The sequence below is a fragment of the Candidatus Nitrospira salsa genome (assembly GCF_965152625.1).
The window spans coordinates 1,883,147-1,906,099 of record NZ_CBCUCO010000002.1 but is presented as its reverse complement, the minus strand read 5'-3'; the positions used below and the strand labels follow the sequence as shown (position 1 = coordinate 1,906,099).

Genomic DNA, 22,953 nt, shown 5'->3' with positions numbered 1-22,953 from the left:
GTTTTGATCAATGTCATGGGAATGTAAACGCACAGGCTTATTCCTGAAGATGGATGATTCACCTTCCTTGCTTTTGTCTGTTGTACGGTCTTGCATGGGACATCGCTAATTTACGTGAATGTTACATGCCTCTAACCTCGTAGCAATCTTCCCTTGATAATCTACCACCTCAGCCATTTTGATTGTTCGCTCAAATTTTCTGAATTCTTAGTAAGGACGATGCTGTTTTTCGCATCTCAGTTTAATGATTCGTATCGATGGCTGAATTGTGGTGATCCCATATTGAGCATTGTTTGTGGCCTATTTTGAGTGAGATATACCGTGGTTGTATAAGTGAGTTCCTTGTCATGAGATATTCATGTCTTTAATCCCAATTTCTGTTGCTACATTGGTTAAACAAGAAGGCCCATATTCTGCTAAGCACACCTTGCAATTCCATCAAGCGACGCTGGATGTCTCATATGCAGATCGGACTGTTCGGTTAACTCGCAAGGAGTATGGAATTTTGCTAGAATTACATGCAGATCAGGGTCGAGTCTGTTCTCGTGAAGAGATATTGGCCAATGTTTGGGGGTGTGATGTGTTTGTTGATTTGAGAACGATTGACCGGCATATTGTGAAGCTTCGACGGAAGATTCAATATTTGAACCAACAGGATCTACATGTAGATACGATCTGGGGAGTGGGCTATCGCCTTCGAGTTTCCAATGCCTCCTCAGATGAAATATCGGAATCTTGTCCTGAGTAATATTCCCTCTGCTCCCTCGCCAATGTCTCTTCGCATTCTTCATCATTCATACAAAGGACCGTCATGAGTAAACTGGCTGTTATTGATATTGGAACGAATTCTATTCATATGATTCTTGTGGAAATTAGTTCTGATTTTTCCTGCAAAGTGATGGATCGTTTTAAGGATATGGTGCGATTAGGTGATGGAACCTTTACCCATCATATGCTGTCGGATTCCGCGATGCTTCGAGGGCTTGATGCGCTGAGAAATTTAACTACGCTAGCACGAAATAAAGGGTTTGACCGTCTTGTCGCGACGGCGACGAGTGCGGTTCGTGAATCAAGAAATGGAGGAGAGTTTCTTCAGATGGTCGAAGAGCAACTTGGCTTAGCCGTACAAGTGATCACGGGTAAGGAGGAAGCGCGACTCATTTATGTCGGCGTGCGAAATGGTATGGCGCTGTCAGATGAGCGGGCGCTGATTGCCGATGTTGGAGGAGGATCAGTCGAAGTTATTGTCTGCAATCAAAAGAAAGTGTTTTCAGGCAAAAGTTTAAAGCTAGGGACCATTCGACTCAAGGATCTTTATTTGAAACACGACCCTCCGACCAAAGGCATGCTCAAAGAACTGGAGAAGGTGATACAGCGTGGGCTGGAGTCATGTCTGAAGGCAGCACGAAATCTGACCTTTTCACAGGTCGTCGCAACCTCCGGTACGGCGGCAAACCTTACCGAAATCATCTATCTTCGGCGAACGGGAAAACCTGTCCCGCAATTAAATTTAGCCAACGTTCAGCTTGAGGAGATTCGTGCTGTTGAGGATGAACTGATTCAAGGGGATACCGATGCGCGATTGGCTATCCCAGGGCTTGATCCGAAGCGAGTGGATACGCTCTTGCCTGGGGTGATGTTTTTTCGATGTTTACTCGAACTCACCGGGCAAACAACATTAACAATTTGTGATAAGGCGCTTCGAGAAGGGCTGATCTATGACTTTATTGATCGGCATCAAGATGGGTTGAAAGCGGAACAGGAAATTCCGAATACCCGTCGTCGAAATGTGATTCTTTTTGGACGACGGTGTCACTATGCTGAAGCGCATGCCTTTCACGTCGCGAAGCTGGCGCTGCAGTTATTTGACCAGTTGAAGTCGCTGCATAGCCTTGATGATCAAGAGCGGGAATGGTTGGAATATGCGGCATTACTCCATGATGTTGGGTATTTAATTCGCCGCAGGCAGCATCATAAGCATACGTACTACCTGATTAAGCATGGTGATCTTTCCGGGCTGACTGCCGATGAAGTTGATCTTGTGGCGAATATTGCCCGTTATCATCGTCGGGCTTCTCCCAAAGGCAAGCATACAGCTTTTAGCGCATTATCAGGTAAACAGAAAAATATCGTCCAAGTATTAAGTGCCTTGTTGCGTGTCGCGGATGGTTTAGATCGGAGTCAGTTCTCAGTCGTTCAAGGTATTCATGTCTCGATTGGTCCCACTATTCAACTGGAACTCGATTGTTCAGCTGACCCAGAGTTGGAAGTCTGGGCTGCTCAGAAGCGCGCAGCATTATTTGAAAAAGTTTTTGATCGCCCCGTCCAGTTTGTGCTTCAGTTTTCAAATAGTGAATAATCATTTTCTCATTCCCTTCCATCACGTTTCCTGAAAATTGATATATGGAGATGACTTGATACCCCTCTAATGGGGCATTGCCCTGGTATATTCCTCAACCCTATTCTTACGTAGTCTCACCCAACCGTTTTTTCAGCCTATGGAAATTTTCCGCACGATTCATAATTTTTCGTGCTGCATTGAGCCACAAAAAAGGAGTGTTTATATGAGTGATGTCATGACTCGCAATCTGGACTTTGGGAAAATAGAATCCTACGATGAGCAAAACCTCGAACTGTACGTCAGTAAAGGGTCCCACGTCCATGGCGTCATTCGTGTGAAGGGGACGGCTCGCATTGATGGGTATTTTGAAGGAAAAATTCATACAGATCTGACACTACAAATTGGAAAAGATGCGGTCATTGTTGCGGATATTCATGCGAGTACGCTTATTTCACAAGGACCAATTCGCGGAGATGTCATTGCCCAGCAACAAGTAGAACTATTAGCTCCGGCAACGGTTGACGGGGCCATCTCTTCTCCCAAGTTTTCTTTTGAGCAAGGGGTCCAGGTCAACGCCATGATTAAGATGGGCAAAAGTTAAACGAGAAGAATATTGAGGGTCGCCTCTCAAGAATATGACTATGCTTTTCTAAGCTGTCTTAGTTGTGCTGGTCGTAACCACCATTCCAACCGTCCATGCCCGATTTGGGGTTTCTCTTTAAATTGAATTGCACAGGCTCCGGCTTTCTTGAGTGAAAGCCCTGGAATATATCTTCCAGAGATCATGAGGGCAGCCAATTGTCCAAGATGTGGTTCGTGGCCAACGCATATGACGGTAGCCTCTTCGGGAAACTTCGTGAGTATGGGAAAGATGGTGGTTGGCGCGTGATGAAAGACAAGCTCCTCACACAGTTGAATGGGTTCATGCAGGTTGAAGACCTTATAAGCAATTTCAGCAGTTTCACGTGCTCGCACGTATGGGCTGGAGAGCAAATGGGTTGGTTGGCTACCAATCAGTGAGAGTCCTTCGATCGCCTTCTGGGTTTTCTTGATACCTTCGCGATTTAATGGTCGTTCGCTGTCTGCCCTGTCCCAGTTTTCTCTCCCAACCGCAATCCCATGTCTGAGTAGAATGCAATTCATACAATCAAATTCCGGCTTTTTGGTAGTCTAGCACAGTCTCAATTCAATCGGAATGGAGTATGGCTGTTGAATTAGGATAGGGGAAGGTGGAAGGAAAAATTTCGTTTGTGTGCAGATGTTAAATGCTGTTCAGACGGTCACATCGAAAAATTTTATGAGAGGTTTTAGTACGTCCTACTTCCAATCTTATCTCTTCTCAATTGATACAACCATCATTAGAATCCTTTGATTTTTTCAAGATTATTTGTGGCCGAGTTTTAATCCAAGTTGACTGAAAGCTACGAATATCCCATACATTGAGATGACATGCCTACTCTCCTATCTGAAACTACAAATCTCGGTATTCACGGTCGCGTGGCATTGGTTACGAGTTTCTTCGCACGAACATGGTCCCCAAAAATCTCGGAAGAGGAGCAGTTGTCCATTTAGGCAAGCGCATTAGTAGCCTGAGATATGGATTGGTCAATCTGTGGATTTCTGATGTTCAGCGCTTAGCTCGTTCGATGCTTAATGAGAGATAGATACGAAAAAGTTTTCTTAGCATACCTGTTCTCTCATGATAGGCCTCTATACTTTGAGGCTTGTAAAAGAAGAGTGTTATAGCAAGCCTGAATGGGACCTCTACGTCACCTGACGTATTGCATCATGGTCCTAGAAGAAGTATTGAATTTCTTAACAGATCATATTCTGAAAGAAACAAAAGGGTTTGTATAAAATCCCTTTTCAGGTATTGAGATATTTGACATAACCCAGTGAAGCACTATGTGGAGGTTTTTAGCACTTCTTGCGAAAGTGTTGTATCCGAAATGGTTTCCTTCAATCATTATCCTGTTGTTTGCATATATGTTTGTGCTTGGGCTTCTGGGGCGAGCCAATGCGCAAATCTCCCCTGCGACATTTACTTTTACTGGTTCCACCCGACCCCAAGAAGGAACGGATTTTCGAAAAATTTTTGCTGGAGAAGAGTTAAAAGTTGGGCTGATGAGACTTTACCCGTTTTTAGGGATTGCTGAAACCTATACTGATAATGCTTTCAAGACAAAAACGAAAAGGAAGAATGACTTTATCCACACTGTAGCCCCTGGACTGCAAGCCCAATTGCGATTAGGTGGACAACATCGATTGATAGTTGATTACCGAGCCAGTCAACAGTACTCGCAGCGATTTTCTAACAACGATGTACTTAGTCAAGATGCTATTGGTCTATTAGCGTTGAATTTTCCGGGAGATCTGAAGGTCGATCTCCAGGGTGGTCATACAGAAGGGTATGATCCTAGAGGATCAGAGCTAGACATCCAGCAGACTGATATCACAACGTGGAACACAAACTCGTTCCTTGGAAGTATGGAATGGTTTAGCTCATCAGTAGGCTTCAACCTGACGGTAAATACACTGTCGTGGAATTTTGAGAACAATAATCAAGGCCCGACTCGGGATCGATGGAGTCATACGGCAGATTTTACGGTGTTTGGTTCAATAGCCTCCAAAACCTCCGTTCTTCTGAATTTTAATTTTGAGAAGGAGAACTATGCTCAGAACAAACAACTGGACAGCTTTACATACGGAATGAGTACTGGACTGAGATGGGCCGCTACCGGCAAGACCACTGGGATCATCCGCGCTGGGTATGCGGTGTTGAATTTTGATCGTGCTCGCGTCAAGCAACCAAGTGGGTCACTATTGAACTCAGGTGGAAACAAACAGGAAATATTTAGTGTTGATGGAGACCTTCGTTGGAACCCAACTACGAGAGCCAGTATCAACATCCGTCCATTTCGAAGCATTGAGCAGGCAGCGATATTCAATACTGCGACGTTTGTTCGAACCGGTGTGTTTATCCGAGCTCGACAAGGGATCGGGGCTCGCACCAATCTGACGGGAACGTTTCGAATTTCACAGGACGAGTTTGAAGAGGACGAAGATAGTGCTGCAAGTAATCGACGTGATTTGCGAGTGCTTGGGGCAATTGGCTTTGATTATCAGGCGATTAGGTGGCTGGGGTTGAGGGTGGATTATCGTTTTGAGCGAAGGAGTTCCAATGCGAATCAGTTTGATTATTTTGCCAATACAATCATGTTGTCGATCCAGGGATTGCTCTAATTAGAACATTATTGGATGCCGTAGATATTGAGAGGGGAAAAGCTGGCGTCGTTGTCTTTCGCAAAAATAAACTGCCTTTTTCTTTTGACGCAATGGTCCCAGAAAATAGTGAAGGATGTGTAGAAGTGGAACTAGCCAAAAAATGGATGCGGGGAAAGGTTTATATTTTCGTTATTCTTATGGTGTTCATGTCGGGATGCGGAGGAAGTTTTTTCATATGGGAAACTGAACAAGATCTGCAAGACATTGTCAATGCCAACCAATTGTATCGCCTAGGGCCTCACGATGTCGTGGCTCTTACCGTTTTTGGTGAGCCAGATTTAACCAAAGAGATGGAGGTGAATGGTATTGGAAAAATTAGCATACCTCTGCTTGGAGAACTCGATATTGGGGGAAAAACCCTCAAAGAAGCAGACGCCCTGGTGACGGCTAAGCTAAAAGATGGATATTTAAAAGATCCGAAAGTGACCTTCTCTATTACTCGATATCGAAATTTTTATGTACATGGTGAGGTGAACCACCCAGGGGCCTTTCCGTATCAAACAGGACTAACCGTTCTAAAAGCCATTACCCATGCAGGAGGTTTTACAGATAGGGCGGCGAGAAGTGGGACCAAAGTGATTCGCATGATAGACGGAAAAGCAAAACGACTTGCGACTAAAATGGAAACTTATATATTGCCCGATGATATCGTCATGATACCGGAGAGTTTTTTCTAAATCTTGTCCAAGGTTCCCTTATGATGACCAAAAACATCGATTCAGAGGCATACGAACAGGCGGAACCAGAAAAAACTGTTCATCTGGCAGAACACCTACAGATTTGTCGCCGAAGAATTTGGTTAATCGTGAGCTTTATGGTTGTCTTTTCTGGCCTAGCGGCTTTGTGGACATTTAGCCAAAATCCCATCTACCAGGCGATAGCGGGGTTTATGATCGAACCCTTGCATCCGGTTGTTCTACAGACTGCGCAATATCCTGAGGAGTGGGAATCTGATCTGTTTAGTGTTCGGATTGAAACCCATACGAAGCTGTTGATTAGTTATCCGGTCTTGGAGGAAACGGCTAGACGCATCAATCTTGCCGCGCAGGCAGAGTACCAAGCTTCCCCTTCCATTGTTACGACTTTTATGGGATATCTGAACCCTGTCTGGGTTGACACGATTAAAGGGTGGGTTCGGGAAATAAAGCAGAAGATATCCGGGATCGGTGATGCTACTGGCGGGACTACAGGAAAAATCGACAACTTCGCACTGAATCCAGAGCCCGCTGGTATTCAACCGGATCTCGTAAAAGATTTTGGAAAAAAGATACTCATTGACTATGTCAAGGGCAGCAAGTTGGTGAACGTGACAGTAGAGTCTGAATCCCCAGAGTTTGCTGCACATGCAGCGAACTCGTTGATCAATGTCTATATGGAACGGATAGCAAGGCAGAGGTCCCAGGAAGCCAGCTCAACCACTGAATGGTATTCAAATCATTTAGAGGGTCTGAGAGAAGACGTTAAGAAATCGGAGTTAGCCGTGTATGACTATAGACTGAAGAATGGTCTTGTGGATGTGAGTGAGGCACAAACGGTAGCCGAACAACAACTCATTGAGCAAAATAAAGAACTCGCCAATGTGGAGACCAGCCGCACTGCAGCTCAGACTCGGTACCAACAGATTCAGGCAATACAGGCGAAATTGCGGGCCGACTCGGCAGACGGACAAACGTTAGACCGTTCAGAGCTAGACTCCCTCACCGAACTTCGTACGTATGCGGCCATTCAAGAACTTCGAGCCAAAGAAGTAGCCCTCTCCGTACAAATAGCGAGATTATCAGAAAAGTATGGGCCTCTTCACCCGACGATGGTACATGGTCAGACGGAGTTAAAAGAGTTGAGATTTCGGATCGATCACGAAATTGATGGAATCTACCATGCAGCAAAGCAGGATTACTTGCTCTGGTTGGCAAGGGAGAGAGCAGCCAAGGCAATGCTTGCGAAGCGAAAAAAAGAAAAACTGGCCCTAGAGAAACTTGCGGTGCAGTATCGACTCCTTGAGCGTAAAGCAACGAGTGACCGTCAATTATATGATCTCTTCCTTAAACAAATGAGCGAAAAAAATATTTCTGCCCAAATAGAGACCACGAATATGTATTTAGCTGAACCCGCCATTCCTAATCCGACCCCTGTTAGACCGAGGCCCTTGTTGATTACCTTGCTTGCCCTCATTGCTGGTATGGGGGCCGCGGTTGGGCTTGCATTTTTCTTAGAATATTGGGATCGGAGTCTCAAGGGACCAAAAGATGTTGAACGACATCTTGCTGATTATACCTGGCTTGGATGGATTCCAAGATTGTCATGGAAGCGCAATCTTAACCTGGCTCGTATCGTGGAGTCGGAACCTCTGAGTCCAGTGGCTGATAGTTTTCGCCACCTGAGAACTGCGCTGCGCCTGACCGTTCCATGCGCTGAACCTATGTCTTTCGTCATCACCAGCCCCGGTGAGCACGAGGGGAAGACTACCCTGGCAGTAAATCTTGCTATTTCGATTTCTCAATTGGAAAGTACTCGCGTCGTCCTAGTTGATGCCCATTTTCGCCAACCGTCTGTAGATAAAATCTTTGGCATCAAACGAGAGAAAGACAAACCAAAGGGGTTGAAGCACTTCTTGTTAGGAGAGGCTGAAGTAGGGGAAATTCTCCATCAAACGACCGTCACTGATCTTGTTGTTATTCCGTCGGGAGGTCAAGAGCATCGCGCGACAGAGCTACTTCACTCAAAACGACTAAACACGTTTTTTAGTTGGTGTCGTCAACAGGGCTTTCACGTCATTGTGGATGCACCACCGGCACTAGCCTTTGCCGATGTATCAGTGATTGCCAAGCAAGTCTACGGTGTACTTCTGGTTGTAAGCTCTGGTGAGACAACTGTTGATGCATCGAAAATAGCGCTTCAACGGCTTGGAGCGCATGGGGCTCAATTCCTGGGTATCGTGATGCAGAAGGTACCAAGAGATCGGGTGCCAGACTATTCCCGTTAATTCGGCAGGTCAGAATTTCTAAGTTGAGCATCTTGAATGCCATCGATCGGAAGACACGTTTGCTTTTGTCATGGTCTGTCTATATGGCGCTTTTTATTACTGTGCGATGATGATGTGCTGGTGGAGAAACAGAGCTATGTTGAATGGCTTGCACAGCTGTTAAAAGTAACTCTTTCATGGAAGAGGATTTTCCTATTACGGCATATGCACCAGCCTTGAACGCCTGCTCCTGCAATTCATGAGTCACATTCCCGGTGAACATGATCACAGGGGGGATGTTCTCAACGATGGTTGTAGAAAGTTGCTCAAGAAATTTAATGCCTCCGAGCACAGGCATTCGATTGTCGGTGATTACCAGATCGACTGAGGCTGTTTCGAGGAACGTGAGCGCTTTCGACCCATGTTCGACTTCTTCACAGACATACCCGTAGGATTCAAACATTGAACGAAGCAGCATCCTATTCCCGGCATCATCATCGACCAGAAGAACTCGATTCCTTGAGGTTTTAAAACCTTCCCCATGAGCCATTCCTTGTTCGCTCTTCTCACTTTCCTGCATTATTTCAAGAAGTGCAACGACTGCTGCGGTACGACACTCAACTCCGAGCTTGGAATAAATATGTTCGAGATGTTTCGAGACCGTTCGAGGGCTGATATGAAGGATCATGCCAATGACGCTATTCGTCTTTCCTCGTGCTACCCATGTCAAGACTTCTATCTCTCTCCTAGATAATCCCTTTTGTTCGAATGTGTGAACCATTGCTTCGGTTTCTAGCCAAGAATCAAAGGATTTGACTGTTGGAAACAGTTCATCTGATGAACACGGTTGATCATTCATTGGAGGAACCTCATTGTTCTGACTTTTGTGTGAATTGACCGGTGTCTCCATCTTTGATTCCTTTCAGTTGCCTTGCGTCACCACAGGAAGAAAGATAATGATCGTTAAGGGCTCCATTTTCACTTTCGTCAAAAAGTTCGTGTCGACCCTACGACGTGAGGATGATTCTCCATGGAAATTAAAATCTATTTGATCTCGTTATTATAGGGAATGGGACCAAAGTTGTGTTCGTGCTTATTGATGGAGTCTCGAAGTAATTTAACCAGGATCCTTGCATAAAACGGACTGATAATAATTCTTGTGTGATATTGTTCTGCCTGATCTTCTGAATACGATTGGCCGAAGTCGAGCACAAACTCAAACGCCGAGTGGCCAACTTTGAAAAAGTTGGAGTATTGCCCAATGGGACCCATGTCTCCGGTACCTCTGGTATCAGATTTCCCGTTGGGTTCTTTCGATGTCATGAGTCAGTCACCAAGGGTTGAGAAAGAATAAGGGTGATAACGTCAACCTAAGGTCAGATTACTAAGCAGAATCTGTTCCTGATTTTATTATTGAAGGCAAGCCACCTCCAATTTGTTGAATTGTCTGCAGATAGTACAAAAAATGATCTTAAAGGCTTGAGCGTTAGGGCCGGAATGACTCTGATGATGTTACATATCAAATGCAGGTTAGCAAGTTTTTGATAAGCAAAAAGAGGAATACAAAAGACTGAGCATTGCTATGAATTTACTGGTGAATTGAAATTTTTTGGAGGTAGGATCGGAAATAGAAAAGTCATGTGTACCAATATGTAACAGGGATATAAAGATGTGACACTTTACAAAATCTGCCAATATGATCCACACGGAAGAGTGAGGATAAGTGGCAGGCTGGAGCGAAGCGGAGGCAAATCGTTTCTTAGGGAGAAAGCCCCGCCTGGGAGGACGGGGAGTTTCACTAACCATTGATTGTCAGTGGAACACTTTCGTAATGCCGTATTTGTCCATCTTCCTGTAGAGAGTCATACGAGACCAATTCAGGGCCTGGGCTGCTCTACTCTTGTTCCATTGGGTTTTGACTAGTGCATGGATCAACTTTCTCTGTTCAGCCTCAATGGAGCTTTGGCTTTCCCCGAGCTTTGCTTTTATGTGCTCGGGGAAATCTTCGAATGAAATGATCCTAGGCGGTGTTCCGACAAAAGTCGCTTCCAGGAAGTTTCTGAGTTCTCGAACATTGCCTGGCCACTTATAGGCTAGTAAGGCCTTCAGAGCGTCTCTACTGAAGCCGTCGACAACCTGGTCCGACTGGAATTTTGCATCTGTGAGGTAGTGGTCAAGCAAAAGAGGAATATCTTCTCTACGATCTCTTAGTGGCGGTAGGTGCATTCTGGCGACGTTTAACCGATAGTATAAGTCAGATCTGAATTTTCTTTTTTCAACCAATTCATCGAGTTCTTGATTGGTTGCAGCAATAATTCTAGCATTGAACGGAATATATTTTCTCCCACCTAATCGATGTATTTCTTTGCTCTCAAGAACCCTCAGAAGCTTGGTTTGGCTATGAACATCTAAATCGCCGATCTCATCCAGTAAGATGGTCCCACCTTCAGCCTGTTCGAACGTACCTTTACGCAACTTTTCTGCGCCAGTAAAGGCGCCTTTTTCATACCCAAACAGTTCACTCTCAAATAAAGTTTCAGGAATTGCAGCGCAGTTTACAGATACAAAAGGGTGACCGTGTCTCCTGCTATTTCTGTGAATCAAATTTGCCAGTAAATCTTTTCCTGTTCCCGTCTCTCCCGTGATAAGAACTGTACTGTCAGATTGGGTGATTTGGCGAAGGGAGGCTTTTATCCTTTGCATGGATTTGCTACGACCAATCATCGCCAAGTCGTCAGCGGGATCAGACCTTCTTGCAGGATTTTTGATTGAAGACTCATATCTATTTTGCTGGGAAAGCAACTGCTTGATACTCGCACTAAGTTCTTCAAGTGAAAACGGGTTTTTAAAGTAATCGTTGATCCCTGTTTTGAGGGCAGCAATGGCCAACTGTTCTGAGCTGTGTGAAGTGATCAAAATAATTGGAACATGTGGGTAACGCTGACGGATTTGTTCGGCTTTTTTTATTCCCCGAGGGTCACAGTGTTGTGAAGTGTCAACGATGATGATGAGGGTATTGAACTCTTGGTTGATAGGGTAAGGGGTATCCGGAATGCTGAGTAATTCACGGACCTCATGGCCTTGAGAGTTCAAACAAGATTGTAGTATTCGGACTTGGTGAGAAGGTGCCTCTGAGACCAAAAAGATAGGACCATTCTTCAGTCTATCCACAAGGTGGCTCCTATTTAGGCAGAGGTAGGATACGTTTAAGGGGAGCGAAATATTGACAGTGATTGAGGAGAAAAGCAATAGAAAATTTATTTTCTACGCTATACAACGTATTGATTCATACTCATCACCTCGGTTATCCAATTGTCCAGTTCCGATGTCGATTAAAAAGCAAAGCGTGAAAATGGTGTGTGAACCAAACAACATGGTTGATCTGTCAGAAGATGCGATGTCAGTCCGAGTGTTGCGCATTGAACCTTCTTTGGGCTGGGTCTCACTCCGCCTGCATGAGTTGTGGGAATATCGAGAGTTATTATATTTCCTGACCTGGCGAGACATAAAAGTTCGTTACAAGCAAACGGTTTTGGGCGCAGCATGGGCGATCATTCAACCATTCTTTACGATGGTCATATTTAGTATATTTTTTGGCCGTCTCGCACAGATACCGTCTGATGGTATCCCTTACCCCATATTTGCCTTTGCGGCACTCGTCCCATGGACTTTTTTTTCCAATGGACTGACGCAATCGTCCAATAGCCTTGTCAACAGTGCTAATTTACTCAAAAAAGTCTATTTTCCTCGCTTAGTGATCCCTCTATCCAGCGTGCTCTCGGGGGTCGTTGATTTTGTCTTGGCCTTCGTCGTGCTGTTGGGAATGATGCTGTTTTACGGTATTGTTCCAACGGTCAATGTCTTATGGCTTCCATTTCTTTTGTTATTAGCATTTGTGACTGCGTTAGGTGTAGGGCTGTGGTTCTCAGCTATGAATGTCCAATTCCGAGATGTACGGTATACCATTCCGTTTTTCACCCAGTTCTGGTTATTTGCTACACCGATTGCCTACCCAAGCAGTTTGCTTTCTGAGTCATGGAGAATCCTCTACGGACTGAATCCCATGGTTGGTGTGGTTGAAGGGTTCCGTTGGGCTCTGCTGGGCACGGAAACAGCTCCTGGCCCAATGATTCTTGTTTCATCGTGCGCAGCCGTCACGATCTTGGTTTGTGGTGCATTCTATTTCAGGCGGATGGAACGGACGTTTGCGGATGTCGTGTGACGACCATTTTCTCTCTATGCTTCGGTAGGCGATATATTGAGCACTCAAAGCAGTTCGTGAAATGAGAGAGATGCCGAATAGTCTGACTTCGTGAACAGTTCAAGGAGGGGGAGAAAAAATGGAGTGGTACCTCGTCCAAAGTAAACCTCGTCAAGAACATGTGGCTGCTTTGAACGTACAGCGACTTGGCGTGGAATCGTTTTGTCCTCGCATCAAACAATCAAAAATCGTTCGTTGGAAAAAGCAGGTCGTGATCGAAACCCTTTTCCCAGGGTACCTTTTTGCACTGTTTGATAGGGGAAGTCAATTCCGAACCGTGAACTTTGCTTTGGGTGTTGCAAGAGTTATCACGTTTGGCGGAGTTCCTGCTAGGGTTGATGAAGAGATCATCAACTCGATCAAGACGAGGATTCATGATTCATGGGTGAATGTTGAGCCCAAGGCTTCTTTTAAATCTGGTCAAAAGTTGCAGATTACAGAAGGTCCTTTTTGCGGGTTAGAAGCGGTTTTTGAGCAACAACTCTCTGGAACGCAGAGGGTCGCACTTTTATTACAGGCGGTATCGTATCATGCTCGTGTGATCATTGAACGGCGTCACGTATCGGCCTGTTAAACACGTCTGAAATGCGATTTCTGGCTCTCCTTCAATTCGTTCCATCCTAACGTTTTACCTACTGCATTGAAGAGCGAAGTGGTTTCCAATTTTTTGCACAGGGCGCTAAATGGAATTTCGGCCCTTCCGTGCGCGGCATTCTCGACTTCGGGATTCACCAAAATAGACCGCATCAGGTGTCCGGTGGTTCAATCCTTGGTGGTGGCGATCCGTATTATAGAACTGGAAGTAGTGAGTCAGTCCATCTCGTAGAATTGCAGGCGTTTCATAGGCTCGTCAACACACATTCTCGTACTGCATGCTCCGCCACAGCCGTTCGACGTACATATTGTCGACCCACCGCCCTTTTCTTTCCTCCACGCAGGCTTCGCTCCCAGGGTATTCGAGACGTACTTGGGATGCACGTCAAACTGCTCGGCCAACTCGGCGAGCGTATATTCCTTCTGATGGTTGCCAATGACAATTTGCCTTGAACACTGGCAAGTGATTCCGTCGTGTTCGCTTAGTCATCTTCTGCCCCTTTCGTTAAAAGATAATAAACGGAAGAAGATTTCACTTAGCATCCACAAATTTCTGTCCAATGAATGAGCGCCAATGCCTATGCTTCCTGGGCAAAACTGAGTGTATTTAACTTTTCCGACAACATGGGTGGCCAGTATTCATCATCCATGGTACGGCTCACTGTACAGGATATGAGAAATTTCTATGGAGACGGAAAAGATCGATGAATTTTAGGAAAACGCAATAAAGAAATGAACATGCTGCCACAAGAATACGACAGACGACGTATTGCTGAGAGGCTATTGAAGCAGTATGCTGCAACTCACTTTTTAAGGTGTAGTAGCGTGAGGAAAGTATCAGGAGTCGAAGTGAGGAGTCGAGAATCGGTGATGTACCGAATGGGCGGCAGCTTATCCATGTAGGGGCATAGGACCTTGACGTGTTGCTGTAAATTTTCAGAATTGCTTCATAATCGAAAACCAACAATCGAATTCCAGAACTCTAAAAAATTACATACAGTGTCTGTGCTGTGATAGGTGGAATGTGAGAAAAATAGCAGAGTGAGAAAAATAGAACTTAAACCAACCCTGACCGATCTCCGACGCACGTGGATCATTGCAGTCTGGACCCCCGAGCTTCAGCAAATTTATACATGAGAATCTCCTTTCAGTACCATGGTCTGCGCGACAAGAGTTGTTTATCGGAGACGTCACTCAAATAGCTATTGACGAGGGGGCCCAGTGGAGAGTGTATATTTCCCAGATAGTACCTATGTGGATATAGGAACTCCTCATGACCTCACTGAGGTCGTCTGCTCCGAAGTCGTCCACGAAGAGCCAATAGCGTTGTAATCCTCTTTGATCGGGCGATAATTACATCTCGGTAATTTGAAAATACTCCGCCTATCATTCTTCGTCTGTGAGTGTGGAATGAGTAGCATCGCCATCAAGGTTGACGGACTTAGCAAGCAATATCGCATCGGCAAAAAAAAAGAGCAGTATAAAACCTTGCGGGACATTCTTTGTGATACCTTGACCTCACCATTTCGGCGAGCACGAAAAATTTTGCAGGGACAGTCGACGGGTGCTGCTGAACTTGACGAGAAAATATGGGCGTTAAAGCACATCTCATTCGATGTGGCACATGGTGAGGTGGTTGGACTTATCGGTAGCAACGGGGCTGGCAAAAGTACACTTCTGAAAATTCTTTCCCGAATCACCGAACCAACCGATGGTTCAGTGGAAATTCATGGTCGAGTTGGTGCTCTCTTAGAAGTGGGGTCAGGGTTTCATCAAGAGTTAACCGGTCGGGAAAATGTCTATCTCAATGGTGCGATTCTTGGAATGAAGAAAATAGAAATAGATCGAAAATTTGACGAGATCGTTGCGTTTTCTGAGATTGAAAAATTTATCGATACACCCGTAAAGCATTATTCGAGTGGAATGCATGTGCGGTTAGCGTTTGCCGTCGCCGCTCACCTTGAACCTGACATCTTGATTGTTGATGAGGTGTTGGCAGTGGGCGATGCGGCGTTCCAAAGAAAGTGTCTTGGGAAGATGGGGAATGTAGCGAAAGAAGGCCGAACTGTATTACTCGTGAGTCATAATATGTTGTCCATTCAGGCGATGTGTGACCGAGCCATGTTTATTGAAAATGGTATGGTGTCTTTTTCGGGAACAACAGCTCAAGTGGTGACCAAATATCTCGGATCAATGGAGCAACTGCGTGCACAGTCACTCGATTTGCGAGAAGACCGGATTGGTGGAGATCCCTTTCGATTTACGTGTGTTCAGTTTCTCAATCCTGAGACGAAGATTCCCTGGACCGTCTTGAGTTCTGGTCAGCCTGTCATCATCCGAATTGGCTATTGCTCTCAATCTTCTCAGGTTATCGAAGATATCAATATCAGTTTTACCCTGTTTACTTCCACGGGCACTCACTTGTTTGGCTGCAACAGTCGAGCCGTCGGGATGAAATTAAACGTGCATCCAGGTGAAGGTTTCACGGATTGCTATCTTTCCCGATTACCGCTAAAGGCCGGGCGGTACGCGTATGACTTAAATGCTGAGAAAAATGCCACAGTCCTTGATTGGATCAAAGACGCCGGTGCGTTTGATGTGGAGATGAGTGACTACTACGGAACGGGGTATCTGCCATCCATTGGGCAACCGGGCGTCTTAGTCGATTATGCATGGGAATAAGACAGAATGATGTCTAGAGATTTCAAGCTGAGCCGAGACGTTGAAGTGCTGCCTGGCAATGGGTTTGCACAGAAGAAATTACAGCGCGTCTATCAAGAATGGAAAAAGCAAGGTTCAAGGCTTCGCAACACGCTTCGTGCTGAAGAGGTTGACCTGTCCAGAGCCTTAGTGCCAGGAGAAGCAGGATTCGATGCTGAAACGTGGGCGGACCTGACCGGGAATATCCGAAGAGCATCAATGCTTTTGGCAGATTCCCCCCATGTGAATTTTTTAGAGCAATATCGTGAAATGGGCCAGTTCCTGTTCCTACAGAAGCATTTCGTTCAGACCACATATTTTAAGAATGCAGAGGACTGTGTTCGAATTGTTGGAAGCTATTTTAGTCAGAAAACCATCGATGGTCTCCTTGCCCAAGCTAAATCGTTCGTCACACTTTATGAACGGATAAAGAAAGGGGATTTGTTAGAGGTCAAATACCCTTCGGAAGAAGGGCATTCAGAACGTGGATCTTTACCGGCCGTTCGAAAAACTTGGACGACCAATACCGTTCAGATTGATGATGGTTTACATAGGCTTGCGGTGAAATGGGTGTTGACTCAGAAAACTGCGAAAGCAATTGTTCTCTGCCCACCCATGCCTACTGCAATACAATCTCTTGTCGGAAAAGTCTCACGAAGTTGGGGAGAACGGGAACTCTTTGAACTTCACCAGCCAATAGGAGGAGTGGAATTTGATGATTCTTGGCCAATCGTACGTCAATGCTATGACCGACTTTCGATGATGTTGACGTTCCTCGAGACTTATCAGCAAGCCAGTCATGAATGGTCTGTTCTTGATTTGCTTTGTTCGTATGGGTGGTTTGTCGATCAATTTGCAAAAATCGGATGCCAGGCGTTTGGAGTAGATCCGAATCCAGCAGCCCTAAAAATTGGACAACTTGCCTATGGCTTGCAGTCTGAACAACTTGTAAAGGGAGACGTACAAACATTCTTGAATTCGTGTGAACGAACCTACGATGTCGTCTTGCTGCTAAGCATTTTGCAAGACTTTCTCCCTAAGTCTGACTTCGGAAGTGCTATCGACATATTAAAAAAGGTTGACAGGATCACTGAACGGGTCCTCTTTTTTGAGACGGGCCAAGCGCATGAGAGATGGTTTCGAGACTCACTTCGTGAGTGGAACAACGATTTTATTGTCAGCTTTATTAAGCGACATACATCATTTACTCATGTGATACCACTCGGGACTGATTCAGATAATGTAGGAGGTTTTAGCCAGAATTTTGGACGGACGCTGTTTGCGTGTGTGCGATCGCAGGGACTCTGGACCTCCAATCTTCAGGATCTGTGAATTCTGACCTACCCTTGCATTCGTTGCTGCTCCTAATACCGTTTGAGTTTTTGGTCTGAATCAAATTGGGCGAAGTGTTGGGAATTTCGGTCATTATTTCTCCCACCATAGGAGCTTGGTAATGACAAGCGGTGTAAGTAAAACGATTTCTTTTGTTGAGTCTTGTCTTGTTGCGGACATGGGGAACCATCAAATATCTCTCTCCAGATTAAAAGTGATCATTCTCTTCCCCTTTGCCCTGTTACTCTTCTACAGTGTCTTTCTAGCGTTTCCTGTAACTCGTGAGGCGGCTTTGTGGACCTTAGAAGAAAATGGACCGGTTGAACTGCTCACATTTCTATTCGCAATGGTCGGGGGGATTCAAGGGTTGGTGCTGGTTCAGCAAGTCAGAGAGCATCGAGAGCCAATATTAGTTTCGGGATTCTATTTAGCATTTTCGGCAGGGCTTATTTTTCTGGGAATGGAAGAAGTGGCATGGGGACAGTGGTTCTTTGGTTTTGAGACGCCTACATATTGGAACGAGATCAATAATCAGGAAGAATTGACGCTCCATAATCTCGAAATTTTTAATCATCATCTTGAAATATTCCCCTTAATATTTGGTCTTGGGGGGCTTGTAGGAGCGTGGCTGTCTTCTAGACCATGGGTTCCACACATCACACCTCCATTGATTCTTTTACCATGGTTTCTCCTCATAACTATTGTCTCATCCATCGATCTCATTCAAGATTTCTATATTATTCAGAAGCAGCTAGATTATCTCGTGAATTTTCTTGACGAAGTCATTGAATTGATGGTTGGGATTTCGGGGTTTCTTTTTATCTGGTTTGGTAAGAAAAAGTTTGGGATTGTATGGAAAAAGAAGATGGGACATGTTGACTGCGAACAACGCTTCAGGCAAACCTCACCTTTCGGTTAATCGTGGAAGTTCATCCAGAGTTTTTTGCGATTGGAAGATTGTGTGTCGACATTGAGCCGATACGAAATTTTTGCATGCAAGCGGCCGAAAAGCACAGCTGAGTACTTACAGAAGGAATTCTAGCGTGGCCCAAGTATGGTGATTCGAGTAATCAATGAAGCCCCAGCAGGGAACGATTCAAATTATAATACGATTGAGCCAGCGAAGTACCCATGGACGGGTACGGTTTTCTTGAATGAAAAGATTGTTGAGAGCGAAGTGGTTTCACAAAGATGTACGTTAATAGGGTGGACAGAGCTACGGTCACGGATTCATCCAGAGTTTGTTCGTCTCGATTTGAATGAAAATCTGAGCCTAGGTGCCATGTCCAAACGTAAGCGTTGAATATTGTGGGTGTCATTTTCACTCTAAGAGGCAGTTGAAAGATGTCGGTATTGTAGCTTTTCTGGATCGACTTTCTGGAAGCGTCGCTCGTCAGCCAGATCTCAAATGAAGCGCATTTCGTATTTCCTAAAGCACGACAAGGTCTCTATATCTCTTAAACATGAGGCGAGATACGAAATTTACTCGTCGTGTTTCAGGTACCGTTTACGTTTTCTATTCCGACTTGGATACCCATGGAAAGGCCGGAGTTGGTGCGCTGGGGGCGGTCATCAGTGATGTTTGGGTTTTGTGAACTTTCTGATTTCTCTTAATGTAATGTGATTTGGTTTGTTCAGAGATGTCTCGGTTTAGATGTTCGTTCGGAGACAAAGGTTAAAACCGTGTCCTTTATAAATTAGAATAAGTCGAGATGGAATTCTATCAATATGAGCTGTCCACATATCGGCCTGAATTCAGAAGGCAGATTATAGAACTGCAAAAACACTTGTGGAGTAACGACCAAGATTTGAATGCAGCCTGTTTAGAATGGAAATACGACAACAATCCTTACCTAGACGCTACGTTCATCTATTCTGCCTTCAGCGGTGATCAAATGGTGGGTATGTTGGGGGCGTGCGGTTCAAAATGGAAGATTGGTAAGTCGTGCGGATTGTGGTCTGCTTTATATTTCGCTGATTTTGTGATCCACCCGGACCATCGTCAAAAGGGCCTTGCTGGAAAATTAATGTCCTTTGCTCTGAATGATCTGTCGAATACTGAATATTCCTACGTCTTTGACTTTGGCGCGGGCGAAGAGGATTTCGGTCTTGGTATGTTGTTAAGTGGTTGGCGTCGGATCGGCTATATTCAAACGGCGCATTGGCAGGTAACTCCTGAAGCCGGATTCAAACGGATTGGGGGAGTGACCAAAAAATTATCTTTGATCAATTCAACATTCCGCCGGTTGAAGAGATATACCGAGATACTATCCTTTGCCCGTTCGTCTAAAGCACGTCATTCGTTTGATACCCTTGATGCGAAGGGAACTCTCCAGGCTCGAAAAATAGACTCCCATGTGTCAATCGGAAAATCACCGCGCTCTGCTGAGATGGCAGAGTTAGTTCAAGCCATCGACGCTAAGGAACGATTGCAGCACGTAAGAGATGAAGAATACTTCACCTGGCGCTTTAAGAATCCACTATCACAGTACCGGTTCTTATTTTGGGATGATGGTGGTTTGGAAGGGTATTTGGCCTTGCAAGCTCAAGTTTATCCAACCAATGGCAGAGGGTGGGCGAATATCGTGGATTGGGAAGCGAAGCAATCTGAAGTCCTCAAAGACTTGCTGCAAGCAGCTATTCATTTTGGAAATTTTGATCATTTGACGATTTGGTCTGCAACGTTAGCGGATGAAACCCATGATCTTTTACAAAGTATGGGGTTCTACTTTTTGGATAGCGTAGGAAGTGTAACCCGTGATGTTCGTCTCCCCTCTATTTTGGCGAAACCTATCCGTCAAGATATATTGAACGGTGAGTGGCGTTTTGGCGAACGTCGTCTATTAGACCTGGATAATTGGGATCTGCGCATGATTTATTCAGATGATTTTTAGACAAAGTCATCAACGGATGAATGTGGTGGGGAATGTATCAAGATAGTATTTCCTGTAATGCCTGGAGCTGATTGGAAGGTGTGTCTAATTGAAGTCAGGACAACTAAAAGTGTGAAACGGTGAGAATCGCTATGCATACGAGCGTCAGGGATATTCGCCAAAATCGAAAAGCCTCGGTTCAAGAAGCGAGGGAGTCCAATAGGCTTCTGGTCTCGAGCGTCATTATTTTTCTGAATGCAGAGAAATTTATTGAGGAGGCGGTTGAGAGCGTGTTCTGTCAGACCTATAAGAACTGGGAACTTATTTTAGTGGACGACGGCTCAACCGACTACAGCACAGATATTGCTCAGAGGTATGTTGCACATTATCCCAATAAAGTGCGCTATGTAGAGCACCAGGACCACCAAAATCGAGGCATGAGTGCATCACGAAATCTCGGCGTTCATCATTCCATAGGCGATTATATCGCTTTTCTGGATGCGGATGATATTTGGCTCTCGCATAAACTGGAGCGGCAACTAGAAATATTAGAAACTCATCAGGAAGTCGCAGCGGCGTTTAGCCCGTGGCAGGAGTGGCTGAGTTGTGTCGAGAATGATCATGCTCCAGATCTTGTCCAGAATCTTGGCGTCGAACCCAATAGCGTCATTCAGCCGGCCCAATTGGTGCCCCTTTGGTTGAAAGGGGATTCTGCTATACCAGGGCATTGTGGTTCCTTGTGGCGTCGAAGGGTTATTCTTCATGCTGGTGGATTTGATGATTCGTTCCGGGACTATTACGAAGATCTGGTTCTTCTGATCAAAGTCCATTTGGAAGCCCCCGTCTACGTAGGGGGAGAATGCTTAAGTAAGTATCGACAACATGAAGGGTCTAGCTGTGCCCTCATGGAAAAGTCTGGAAAAGATCGTGAGGCTAAACTGAAATTTTACCAGTGGCTAGAGGACTATCTCAGAAAGAAGAATATCCACGAAAAAACGATTTGGGAAAGTCTTCAAATGCAACTCTTTCCTTATCGTCGGCCAACCCTTCACCGTTTTGTTCAATTCATTCTACATGCCAAAAGGCAATGGAACACATTGTTGGCCGGGCTCGCTCGAAAATTCTTACCCGTTTGGGCTTACCATTGGTTAAAAACACAATGGCATTATAGGAAAACCTCAGAAGCTTTGAAGTCAGAGTAATTTTTAGTTGGTGACCGTACAAGGTCTTCACCTATTCCCGTTTAAAAGGAACACGTTTACTTCGAATTCCTCCTTCACTCCGGCATTGATCGCCCTTCATATACGGGCTTCTTCCCCAACCTGTTGACGTCTCTACAGGTTCTTTGAAACATTGAGAATGCTTTTTATTACAGAGGAATATCCCCCATTAGAAGAAGGATGTGGGGGGGTTGCCTCCTACGTGGCCTCGATAGCTCCCATGCTGGCATCTCGTGGGCATGAAGTCCATGTATTATCGTGTATGGGGAAGCAATCTCACCGAGATTACTTTGAGCGTGGTGTGGCAGTTCATCGACGGGGCGTCGTGAGCATTCCAGGCTTGCGACAACTGAAAAAAATATTAAAAATGCCTATGACATGTGAAGCGGTTCGTGCGGGAATCTCTAACTTTATTGAGTGTCGGCGGTTGGGAATTGAATTCGATGTGATTGAATATCCAGACCTTGGAGCCGAAGGGTGGATGTTTGCCTTGAGACATCATTCGCCACTCGTCGCCCATCTCCACCTACCCATTCCCATTTGGTTGTCCACAGAAGAAATCGAAGAAAATCCCCGTGACTTCCGTTGGACATCCTTCTTTGAACGGATCGCAATACGGCGGGCTGAGGTTGTGACTTCTCCTTCAAGACTTCTCGTGAAACGGATGACAGAGCTGAATTGGTTTCAAGGGAAGAATCCTCAAATTATTTCTCAGTTTCTTCATTGGCCGGACTGGAGTCCTACACGTTCGATTCGTGATTCACCACCGACGGTGCTGTTCCTCTCATGGTTGGGAAAGAATAAGGCTCCAGAAGTATTAGTCGAAGCCATCGGCATCGTTCGGAAAAAATATCCTGAGGCTCATGTCGTCTTTGCGGGAGTCAGCCTTGGTACTCGAGAAGGTCTTCCGTATGTAGACTGGATAAAAAAAACGGCCTCCGATCTCAATGGCTGTCAATTTGTTGGATATGTTCCCCATCAGGAAGTGATCCACCTAATTTCTTCATGTCGAGTGTTGGCGATGCCTTCTTGGTTTGAAAATTTCCCCATCGCAGCCTTAGAGGCCATGGCAGGAGGGCGGCCAGTCGTCGTGACTGCGACAACAGGGATCGCGGACTTCATAAAAACCGAAAAGGCGGGAAGTATCGTTCCTCCTGGTGATGCTGATGCCTTAGCCGAAGCGCTATTGCCTTATCTTCGGGATGCCGAATATGCCGCAGAAATCGGAGCGAATGCTCAGCGAGCCGTTCGAAATTTTCTCTCTCCGCAAAAAATACTAGAACAACGTGAAGCGGTCTATCAACACGCAATTGATAGTTTTCGAGCAAAAAAAGTCACGCGATTATGTGGGTTTCAATTGTGGAATCAGGGAAAAGCATGAGACA

The 22,953-nt window shown here is 45.3% G+C and carries 18 protein-coding genes; 14 read left to right on the top strand and 4 right to left on the bottom strand.

Annotated features, from left to right (window positions below):
• Window positions 1-358 precede the first annotated feature (358 nt).
• The 3 genes from ACWQXP_RS10560 (at window position 359) to ACWQXP_RS10550 (ending at window position 2,942) form a co-directional block, all read left to right on the top strand.
• Complete coding sequence (locus ACWQXP_RS10560) at window positions 359-748, top strand: winged helix-turn-helix domain-containing protein (RefSeq protein WP_454062781.1); 390 nt, start codon at window positions 359-361, stop codon at window positions 746-748.
• Between the two features lie 63 nt (window positions 749-811).
• Window positions 812-2,359: a Ppx/GppA phosphatase family protein gene (locus ACWQXP_RS10555; protein ID WP_454062780.1), complete on the top strand. Its 1,548-nt coding sequence runs from the start codon at window positions 812-814 to the stop codon at window positions 2,357-2,359.
• A gap of 205 nt (window positions 2,360-2,564) precedes the next feature.
• Complete coding sequence (locus ACWQXP_RS10550) at window positions 2,565-2,942, top strand: bactofilin family protein (RefSeq protein ID WP_454062779.1); 378 nt, start codon at window positions 2,565-2,567, stop codon at window positions 2,940-2,942.
• A 38-nt stretch (window positions 2,943-2,980) separates the two neighbouring features.
• Here the strand turns inward: ACWQXP_RS10550 and ACWQXP_RS10545 are convergent, their stop codons facing one another.
• Entirely contained in the window at window positions 2,981-3,484 is a 504-nt protein-coding gene (locus tag ACWQXP_RS10545; RefSeq protein WP_454062778.1) for a SixA phosphatase family protein, read from the bottom strand.
• Window positions 3,485-4,246: 762 nt separating this feature from the next.
• On the opposite strand from ACWQXP_RS10545, the gene ACWQXP_RS10540 reads away from it, so the two are divergent.
• The 3 genes from ACWQXP_RS10540 (at window position 4,247) to ACWQXP_RS10530 (ending at window position 8,609) form a co-directional block, all read left to right on the top strand.
• Complete coding sequence (locus tag ACWQXP_RS10540; protein ID WP_454062777.1) at window positions 4,247-5,584, top strand: outer membrane beta-barrel protein; 1,338 nt, start codon at window positions 4,247-4,249, stop codon at window positions 5,582-5,584.
• Window positions 5,585-5,709: 125 nt separating this feature from the next.
• Window positions 5,710-6,303 carry a polysaccharide biosynthesis/export family protein gene (locus tag ACWQXP_RS10535; RefSeq protein WP_454062776.1) on the top strand — a complete coding sequence of 198 codons (594 nt, stop codon included), beginning with the start codon at window positions 5,710-5,712 and terminating at the stop codon, window positions 6,301-6,303.
• A gap of 20 nt (window positions 6,304-6,323) precedes the next feature.
• Entirely contained in the window at window positions 6,324-8,609 is a 2,286-nt protein-coding gene (locus ACWQXP_RS10530; protein ID WP_454062775.1) for a GumC family protein, read from the top strand.
• 79 nt (window positions 8,610-8,688) lie between these two features.
• On the opposite strand, the gene ACWQXP_RS10525 is transcribed toward ACWQXP_RS10530, so the two are convergent.
• From ACWQXP_RS10525 to ACWQXP_RS10515, 3 genes are all read right to left on the bottom strand, one after another.
• Window positions 8,689-9,447 carry a response regulator gene (locus ACWQXP_RS10525; RefSeq protein ID WP_454062774.1) on the bottom strand — a complete coding sequence of 253 codons (759 nt, stop codon included), beginning with the start codon at window positions 9,445-9,447 and terminating at the stop codon, window positions 8,689-8,691.
• A gap of 185 nt (window positions 9,448-9,632) precedes the next feature.
• The gene (locus tag ACWQXP_RS10520) at window positions 9,633-9,911 is read right to left on the bottom strand and encodes a DUF3467 domain-containing protein (protein ID WP_454062773.1); all 279 of its coding nucleotides are present in this window, start codon (window positions 9,909-9,911) and stop codon (window positions 9,633-9,635) included.
• 489 nt (window positions 9,912-10,400) lie between these two features.
• Window positions 10,401-11,759 carry a sigma-54-dependent Fis family transcriptional regulator gene (locus tag ACWQXP_RS10515; protein ID WP_454062772.1) on the bottom strand — a complete coding sequence of 453 codons (1,359 nt, stop codon included), beginning with the start codon at window positions 11,757-11,759 and terminating at the stop codon, window positions 10,401-10,403.
• 181 nt (window positions 11,760-11,940) lie between these two features.
• Here ACWQXP_RS10515 and ACWQXP_RS10510 point away from each other — a divergent pair, with 181 nt between their 5' ends.
• From ACWQXP_RS10510 to ACWQXP_RS10475, 8 genes are all read left to right on the top strand, one after another.
• Entirely contained in the window at window positions 11,941-12,810 is an 870-nt protein-coding gene (locus ACWQXP_RS10510) for an ABC transporter permease (RefSeq protein ID WP_454063025.1), read from the top strand.
• Window positions 12,811-12,928: 118 nt separating this feature from the next.
• Window positions 12,929-13,423: a transcription termination/antitermination NusG family protein gene (locus ACWQXP_RS10505; protein WP_454062771.1), complete on the top strand. Its 495-nt coding sequence runs from the start codon at window positions 12,929-12,931 to the stop codon at window positions 13,421-13,423.
• A 1,430-nt stretch (window positions 13,424-14,853) separates the two neighbouring features.
• On the top strand, window positions 14,854-16,125 hold the full coding sequence (locus tag ACWQXP_RS10500; protein ID WP_454062770.1) for an ABC transporter ATP-binding protein: 1,272 nt from the start codon (window positions 14,854-14,856) through the stop codon (window positions 16,123-16,125).
• A 6-nt stretch (window positions 16,126-16,131) separates the two neighbouring features.
• Window positions 16,132-17,475: a class I SAM-dependent methyltransferase gene (locus ACWQXP_RS10495; protein ID WP_454062769.1), complete on the top strand. Its 1,344-nt coding sequence runs from the start codon at window positions 16,132-16,134 to the stop codon at window positions 17,473-17,475.
• Between the two features lie 121 nt (window positions 17,476-17,596).
• Window positions 17,597-18,394, top strand: coding sequence for a hypothetical protein (locus tag ACWQXP_RS10490; RefSeq protein WP_454062768.1), 798 nt, complete (start codon window positions 17,597-17,599; stop codon window positions 18,392-18,394).
• Between the two features lie 793 nt (window positions 18,395-19,187).
• Window positions 19,188-20,369, top strand: a complete 1,182-nt coding sequence (locus ACWQXP_RS10485; RefSeq protein ID WP_454062767.1) for a GNAT family N-acetyltransferase — start codon at window positions 19,188-19,190, stop codon at window positions 20,367-20,369.
• 131 nt (window positions 20,370-20,500) lie between these two features.
• Window positions 20,501-21,550 (top strand): glycosyltransferase family 2 protein, encoded by a 1,050-nt coding sequence (locus ACWQXP_RS10480; protein ID WP_454062766.1) that lies wholly within the window; start codon window positions 20,501-20,503, stop codon window positions 21,548-21,550.
• 157 nt (window positions 21,551-21,707) lie between these two features.
• Entirely contained in the window at window positions 21,708-22,949 is a 1,242-nt protein-coding gene (locus tag ACWQXP_RS10475) for a glycosyltransferase family 4 protein (protein WP_454062765.1), read from the top strand.
• Window positions 22,950-22,953: the final 4 nt, after the last annotated feature.